4 protein-coding genes and 1 pseudogene are annotated in these 7,603 nt (G+C 40.8%); 2 read left to right on the top strand and 3 right to left on the bottom strand.

Features of this window, described 5'->3' with window-relative positions; translation table 11 throughout:
• Nucleotides 1-47 precede the first annotated feature (47 nt).
• Nucleotides 48-1,193, top strand: a pseudogene (locus RMZ42_RS06760) (group II intron reverse transcriptase); the annotation flags it as partial.
• On the top strand, nucleotides 1,138-2,031 hold the full coding sequence (locus RMZ42_RS06755; protein WP_322670676.1) for a hypothetical protein: 894 nt from the start codon (nucleotides 1,138-1,140) through the stop codon (nucleotides 2,029-2,031). The pseudogene RMZ42_RS06760 and the gene RMZ42_RS06755, both read left to right, overlap by 56 nt.
• A 314-nt stretch (nucleotides 2,032-2,345) precedes the next feature.
• On the opposite strand, the gene RMZ42_RS06750 is transcribed toward RMZ42_RS06755, so the two are convergent.
• From RMZ42_RS06750 to RMZ42_RS06740, 3 genes are all read right to left on the bottom strand, one after another.
• Complete coding sequence (locus RMZ42_RS06750; RefSeq protein ID WP_322670675.1) at nucleotides 2,346-4,064, bottom strand: ankyrin repeat domain-containing protein; 1,719 nt, start codon at nucleotides 4,062-4,064, stop codon at nucleotides 2,346-2,348.
• A 168-nt stretch (nucleotides 4,065-4,232) separates the two neighbouring features.
• Entirely contained in the window at nucleotides 4,233-6,098 is a 1,866-nt protein-coding gene (locus tag RMZ42_RS06745; RefSeq protein ID WP_322670674.1) for a type IV secretory system conjugative DNA transfer family protein, read from the bottom strand.
• A 196-nt stretch (nucleotides 6,099-6,294) separates the two neighbouring features.
• A complete protein-coding gene (locus tag RMZ42_RS06740) occupies nucleotides 6,295-7,470 on the bottom strand; it encodes a WYL domain-containing protein (RefSeq protein WP_322670673.1) in 1,176 nt (391 codons plus the stop codon).
• Nucleotides 7,471-7,603: the final 133 nt, after the last annotated feature.

Below are 7,603 nucleotides of genomic sequence, written 5' to 3'. Positions count from 1 at the left end.
ACAACTTCCCAAAAGTGACTTGAAGTTATGTGCAGTCTTACTGTACTGTTCCTACTATTGCAGACCGGGCTTGGCAATGTCTAGCCAAATATGCATTGGAACCAGCACACGAAGCAACCTTTCATGCCAGGAGCTACGGGTTTAGGCTTGGTAGGTCAGCGCATGACGCGCAAAAATTCCTGTTCAACAACCTGCGCTCTTACTGTCATGGAATAGAAAAACGAGTTATCGAACTCGATATCGAAAAATGCTTCGACAGGATTTCCCACTCAGCTATCATGGAACGACTCATTGCCCCAAAGGGTATTAAAATCGGAATCTTCCGATGCCTTAAAGCCGGAGTCAACCCAGAATACCCCGAACAGGGAACCCCTCAAGGAGGAGTAGTGAGTCCTCTATTAGCTAATATCGCACTCAATGGCATAGAGGAAATACACCAATCAGTGCGTTATGCAGATGATATGGTTATTATCCTCAAACCTAATGATAATGCTGATGTAATACTTGAGCAAATTAGTCAATTCCTCGCCAAACGTGGAATGAATGTCAGCGAAAAGAAAACTAAGCTGACCGCCTCGACACATGGGTTTGACTTCCTCGGTTGGCACTTTAAAGTGCAAAGCAACGGAAAGTTTAGATGCGTTCCTTCAGTGGACAATTTCAAAACATTCCGTAGGAAAGTCAAATACATCGTCAATAACTCGAATTTTGGTGCCACAGCCAAGGCTCTTAAACTAGCACCTGTGGTGAGAGGTTGGAGGAACTACCACCGATACTGCAAAATGGATGGGTCACGATTTTCGCTGTATCATATCCAACACAGAGCAATTAAGGTGTTTAACAAGGAAGCCAAACAGAACCGCGAATCTAGTAAGAAACTTCTAGACCAAGCGTTTCCCAAAATTCCTTACTCCGAAAACAAACACGTCAGTGTTAAAGGTGCAAAATCTCCATTTGATGGAGAACTGACCTACTGGAGTGAACGTAACAACAAGCTCTATGACAGTGAAACCTCTCTTGCCTTAAAGCGGCAGAACCATAGATGTGGATATTGTGGATTAAAAACGCTCAGTGACGAAAAGATACATCTCCATCATGTCGATGGAAACCACAATAACTGGAAAATCAAAAATCTTCTTGCCGTTCACGAAAGCTGTCACGATTATATCCATATCGGCAAAAGCTCTAGCTAAGAATATCGAAAGCTGGGTGCGGGGAAACCTGCACGCCCAGATTGAACAGAGAGGTGCGGCGGATAATACCGCCCATCGACTCTACCAATTGGAAATGACAGCTAATTCTTGTATCTTGGCTGTACGTATAATTAATTTGCAGCTTACCGCTGCATTGGAGAGATGTTATATTCTCTCCACCATGCCAGTAATTAATCTTGCCGATATTCAACAAATTACTAAAACACAGCAACAACTCCTATTACCCAGTCATAAATATCATCCAAATCGCTCTGGCTTTGACTCTATAGTTGCAGATAACTTCTCTTTGGTGATGAGACAACTATTTTTAGGACTGACTGTAGAACCTTTATTAAATGCCTATCCTCAAATTGCTCAGTGGGTTGATCAAATACAGGAACTTGCACCGGAAATTTTTCAATCTCGGAAAAAGTTATTAGTCGATAATCCAGTTATCGCACCTCTTGTAATTAATGACGATAAGCACTTTATTCAAGTATTAACAAATATAGCATTTAAACAAGGTATTCCCAGGCTTTATGAATGGGCTATACGCCATCCATATTTAAGCTGGCAAGACCGGGTGAAGCTGTGGACTACGGCTAGACAATACTCAGTTACTCCTAACCAAATACAACTCGTAGTTTTAGCATTACATCCTATTAAACCAGCCCAAAGATTAGATGTACGCTGGAATAAAAAGGATCAGATGCAAACTGAAAAATGGTTAATTAAACTACTGACTCAATCTCCAGAAAATAATTCACCATCCAATGTAGCCAATAATGAGTTATCGCCAATGGTAAATTTAGATGATATTTCTGAAGTCAGCATTTAAGAGGCTAATGCTTCTGTCATTGGCAAATAGGCGTATTGCAACGATTAGTGAAAAATTCTGCCATTTCGTCTGAAACCCATACCTAATCATTTTTTTAGCCTAAAGCTATACCGTACTTTTGACTGAGCTACAGACTTTGCCTACAATATGTCAATTTAGGCAAAGTTTAACAACTGTTGTCCAGAATAATCGAGAGTTTGAGGCGTTTCTATGATTTGCTGCCAACTTCCGTTTTAGGCAATGATAATTTCTTCTCTTGAGAGCTTTCTATCACCAAATTAAATCAACTCCAGTAGTCAGAGATAGATTTATATTTAAACAGTAGCGCGACTCCAAGTTAAGTTGATTAAATCTAAGACGTAATCAACCGAATTATCTATATAATCTTCTGATTGGTCATTACCTATTATACACAATTTACCACCAGAAATATAAATCTTATCTTGTTCTTTGTAGTGAGCTTTGTGTTCACTAATCCATCCTGGTTTATCCCCAGTTGTTTCTACTTTTTCTATTTCAAATGTGTGCCAATTTAATCTATAAACTGGAGTTTTATTATAGATTCTTGCATCGGTATATCCTAAATTACCAATAATATATATGTATTTTCCAACTAATGTAGCTGAATGAAAATCAGTTGGGGGAAAAATATATTCGGGATAACCAAAAATCTGAAAATCCCCATCACCTTGATAAACTACAACATCGTTATAAATACAAAAATCAGGATCGGAGTAGGCTTCATGTTCACCAGCAATTTCTACGATTCTGCCATCTGGTAATTGTGTAATGGTTCTGCCAAATCGCTCATAGCACCATGCTTTATCTTGCCAATTTTCTGTATCTTCAAAAATCTTTTTGGCTGCATAACCAGAACAACCCTCACAAATCATCGCCTGCCAAAAAGGGATTTTCATCAATTCTGGATTGGCTTTACCAAAGCGCGGATGTTTGCCAGCAAAATATTGCTCCGGCGATAATTGTGATAGTGAAAATTTGCTGTTGGCAATTCCAGTGAGCGATCGCCGCATATCATCGTTAATATCACTCACATCTTCACCAGCTGCAATTAACATTTTGACAATTTCCAGCTTCGTGGCTATCTTAATGGCTTTATGATCGCAATGATTGATTCTGCTGGGGTTTGCGCCAGCTTTTAGTAAAATTCTGACGCAATCAGTAGCACCATGCTCTGCTGCGATTATTAACGCAGTGTTACTAAAGTCATCAGTGGCTTCAATATCAAATCCCTCTGCAATTAGCCACTGTAGGACTTCGAGCCTATTATTTTCTATCGCATACATTAACGGTGTTTTTCCGCAGTTTCCCACATCGTTGTGATTTGCTCTTGCAGCTAGGAGTAATTTGGCTTTAGGTAGTTCACCCACCTGAATACTCAATAACCAAGGGGTTCTATGCCAACAATCACGCACATCTTGATCTGCTCCTTGCTCTAGTAATAACAATACTAGCTCTAAGCTCCCAAAAACTATAGCGTGCATTAATTCTGTCCATCCCAGTTGCTCTGGGTTAGCACCCGCGTTCAATAATAATTTGACAGCATCAAATCTCCCAAGATGAGCAGCTACTTTGATTGCAGACTCACCATAGCTACTGATGCCATTGACAGCAGCACCTCTAGAAATGAGTAAATTCAAAGTTGATATTAAGTTTTGATCTTGCAAGATATCTCGACCATACATAGCATTGATTAAGACATCATATCCATCTGGGCTTTGATAGTTAATATCTGCTCCAGCATCCAGAATCAATTGGATTTTATCTAGATTTCCTGACTGCACAGCCAACCCAAGTACGGTATTTTGAAATTCTTGTTGAACAGCATTCACATTCGCGCCATGTTCCAAGAGGAAGCGAATCATATCAATACCTGCATTGGCGCTGCTAACCGCACACATTAATGGTGTTTGCAGGGAATACTCGTCTAGGCGCTCAATATCAACCCCATTGGCTATTTTACGTGCGACTCCTGCAATATCTCCCTGCTGTGCATAAATATGAATTTTTTGCATAATTTTTCTGAACTAACTTTTGATATAAATTATTGGCGTTGCTGAATCAAAATGTGAATTATGCGTAAACATCGCCTCCAACGCCAGGATTTGTGGTGTTGCTCAAGCGTTGGCTTATTGAAAGAACATTTTAGCCTATGTTCTAGGTTATTAAAATCCACCACCTTTCTATCCTTGCAATCCGGGTGTTTGATAAACTCGTGCTGGGAAATTTTCTAAAACATCAGTTTCACTGCTACTAGACTCCTGTGCAGGTGCTACATCTTCCTCTGGTAATGGCAACATCCGCGCTGCTGATTCAATCCGTTCATGTAATGCTTGTGTTAACGTTTTAATATCAGGAATTATCACCTGACTTTCTAAAGCAGGTTTAACTTGTGTATCCCAAAGAGCCTCACTATCATGCGCCCGTTTTTCATCGGCTTTGGACACTGGAATAATTAAAGGATAAGGAATAGAAGCTTGTCCCTCGGAACTATAACCAGGACTAGTAATTACGCACTTGCCTTGAGGAAATTTCAAAATTTCGTCAGCACTGATTACAGGCATTTTTTGTAAATTCTCACTCCAGCTAATTGAACGGCTCATTTGTCCGCCAAGCGATCGCCCTGTGGTACGATTTTTAATCAGCACTTCCTTCTCACCGTAGCGTTTAGAGTAATCCTCAGCCGTTTTGTAATTACCAGGATTGAACAAAACATGGGTACTACAAGCAGAAGCGATCGCACTCCCCATCTTATCCCCATAAATATCGTAAAGTTGCTCTAAACTTTGGATACCTAGAATAAAGCAGGCACCGTTGGAACGATATTCATTAATCCACTGTGGTAATCTGTCCAGCTTAATTGATGGTAATTCATCCAAAGAAATAATCAATGGATCTTTGCGGGGACGGCTTAAATTACCGACAATCATCAAGTGCATTGCAGCCGCCAACAGAGGCCCAACCACACTGCGACGTTCATCATCTAGCTTGAACACCACCATCTCTCTACCTTCAAGCTTAGTGGGAATGTCCGATTTCCCTATAAATGCCCTCAGCAAATCAGCTTGGATGAAAGATGAGAAAGTACCTGCTGCTGTGGTCAAAATCCCCGAAATAGTCTTCTCTGCATCCTTGGCACTCAAAAATTGAATAAATGAAGTTGCAACCCATTCATCTAACCGTTTGGACTGTACTGCATGGTCAAGACGTTGTACAAGTTTTGGCAACCGCAGCACCGCATAAAGCATCGCCATATCTGGGTAAGGTGAACCCTTGACTAACTGTAAAAGTGCTTTAGCTAACAAGTCTCCAGCTTTAGCAAAGAACTCATCACTTTTACCACCACTGGAAGCATTGCGGTTAATCACTTGTCCGATTTCCCCTGCCATTACCCCATCGCGTGCATCACGCATATAATCCAAAGGATTAATCACACCGCTAAAGGGTTCACCGGGGGCAAATACTCGCACTTTATAGCCATAACGGGCTGCTAAGGGTGCATGGAGTCGTAGTTGGTCGCCCTTCTTATCGTAGAGTAAAATCGGAAAACCTTGCTGCATCGCACTTTCTAACATCCGGTCTATGGTAGAGTAGGTTTTACCAGACCCAGGCGCACCTATTACCAGTGTTCCCCTTTCGGCATTGGGAAACCAAACACTAGGAGATGCACCTAACATTGTTTGCAGATTAGTAACTAGCGATCGCCATTTACCTTTTACCCAATAGCGAGGAGTTCCAGACCACAGGGTAACTTTATTGTGTTTATGCTCCTTGATTTGCTTGAGTGCTAGGTTAGTCGCTGCTAGTTTCTCACTGATACCGGAGACTTTACCAGTGGTGATTTTTCCCTTACCAGTACCACTGATTTGCAACAACAGTAAAACGAAGAGCATTCCACCGACCATCATCCAACCTTGGGGATTGTTATACTGCTGAAACAACTTGCCAAAGTCAATGCTAGCCAGAGGTGTTTGAAAGGATGACACTTCAATTAATGTCGAGTTAGCAGTGATCTGGTTGTGTGGTAGATTTTTCTGGTAAATGTTCATAGCAGTGAAGTATGCATTTAACAGAAATTTTAGCTACCAAGTGAAAGCTAAAGTATTGACCTTCTGGACATTTTTTTAGAGGTCTTAAGAGAAGCGATTGTGATTTGAAACAAAAAATGATTATCGTGTAGGGGATGGAAGGAGTGAAAGGAGCATCGTTTGTCAAAGCAAATTAGCAATGTCCAATTCTATAATTCTAAAGATAACGAGCAAGCAATTCTTGAGCAGCTTGCTTGTGTTTTTCCACCAATTCCTTGGGTGTAAGGAATTGAGCGCTACCCATAAAGCGATAAACCCAACGGCTAAATTCCGTCAGCGATCGCGATGGAAGTTTGAGTCTGTAATCTAGGTAGCTTGGTTTTCCATCTGGAGTTTTCGCTCCAAAAGAAATTTTCTGGCTTTTATGGCGTTTTTCGCCTTCTTGAATAAACACCATAACATCAGGAAAGAAGCGCACGGTTACTTTAACAAAATCTAATTTTCCCTGTCGCTCTAAACTTTGTTCCTCTTGTTTACCTAAATATAACCCCCAGCCATTCTCCAGTAGTTGATGTGCGACTTGGAGGCTTTGCCATTGTTCTGTTGAATCCCGTCCTTTAGAGTCAAGCAACTTAAAGTGTTCGGTAAACCTATCCAACCTTGAGATAGCTAAATGTCCATTCTGACAATCTTCATGCAATAGATACCAAGCTATATCTGAATAGATAAGTTGTAAAGGGTAAATATTTAAAAACTCAGTAATACCTTGTTGATAAGCATTGCGACTGCGATAAATTTCTATTGCCTGGCCCCGAATAATAGCGCTTTCTAGCTGTTCTAGTTTCTCAAAAAGGGTGCCACGATACTTGCTATCAGCCATCATTTCTTCTGGGTCAGTGTAAATAATTGCTCGATTGATTTGCGCCCGCACTGGATAGGCAAATTGGTCTGCTAAGTTCAGTCCCCGCAATCGTCGCATCAATATTTGATAAATTTTGTTAACTTGCGGATCTTGTTGATATTTTGCTTGAGAACTCAAGGCATTGAACGCAACCTGTAATTCTACCCGACTCATTGCACCAGTCCCCAGATAATAACCCCAACGATACATGCGGTTGTCTAGGATATTGTAGTGACGCAATGTCCGCAAATCTTTTCGCAGCGTGTGTAATGAGTAAGCTGGCAAATCAATACCGCAGTCACGAGCAACTTCCAGCAAACGCACCGACACCTCAGTAAGTGCATCATGATAACCCCCAGATTTTGTATCGATTGAATCATTAAAATCACTGTTGCCCACTCCGGGATAACGCACAAAAGTCGCAATCAGTAGCATCAACCGTTCAAACGCCTGGAGGTCAGTATAAAGATGAGCAATAGACTTCTTGGGCATTTTGACCTGTCAAGTAAAAGAAAATATTCAACTAGTACTTAAATTAATCTCTCAAAGCTCTACTAGTCTTGCTTTTTAGGTAATTTTAAATAATCAAATAAATACTCGGATTTAATGGATTTCTTGAAATCCC

The sequence above is a fragment of the Nostoc sp. DedQUE05 genome, assembly GCF_034530955.1.
Lineage (GTDB): Bacteria > Cyanobacteriota > Cyanobacteriia > Cyanobacteriales > Nostocaceae > Nostoc.
The sequence above is the reverse complement of the archived record's forward strand: the minus strand, read 5'-3'. Positions and strand labels throughout refer to the sequence as shown.

Coding starts and splice junctions, on each gene's coding strand:
- RMZ42_RS06750 (WP_322670675.1), bottom strand. CDS start 4,064: ATGCAAAAAATTCATATTTATGCACAGCAGGGAGATATTGCAGGAGTC.
- RMZ42_RS06745 (WP_322670674.1), bottom strand. CDS start 6,098: ATGAACATTTACCAGAAAAATCTACCACACAACCAGATCACTGCTAAC.
- RMZ42_RS06740 (WP_322670673.1), bottom strand. CDS start 7,470: ATGCCCAAGAAGTCTATTGCTCATCTTTATACTGACCTCCAGGCGTTT.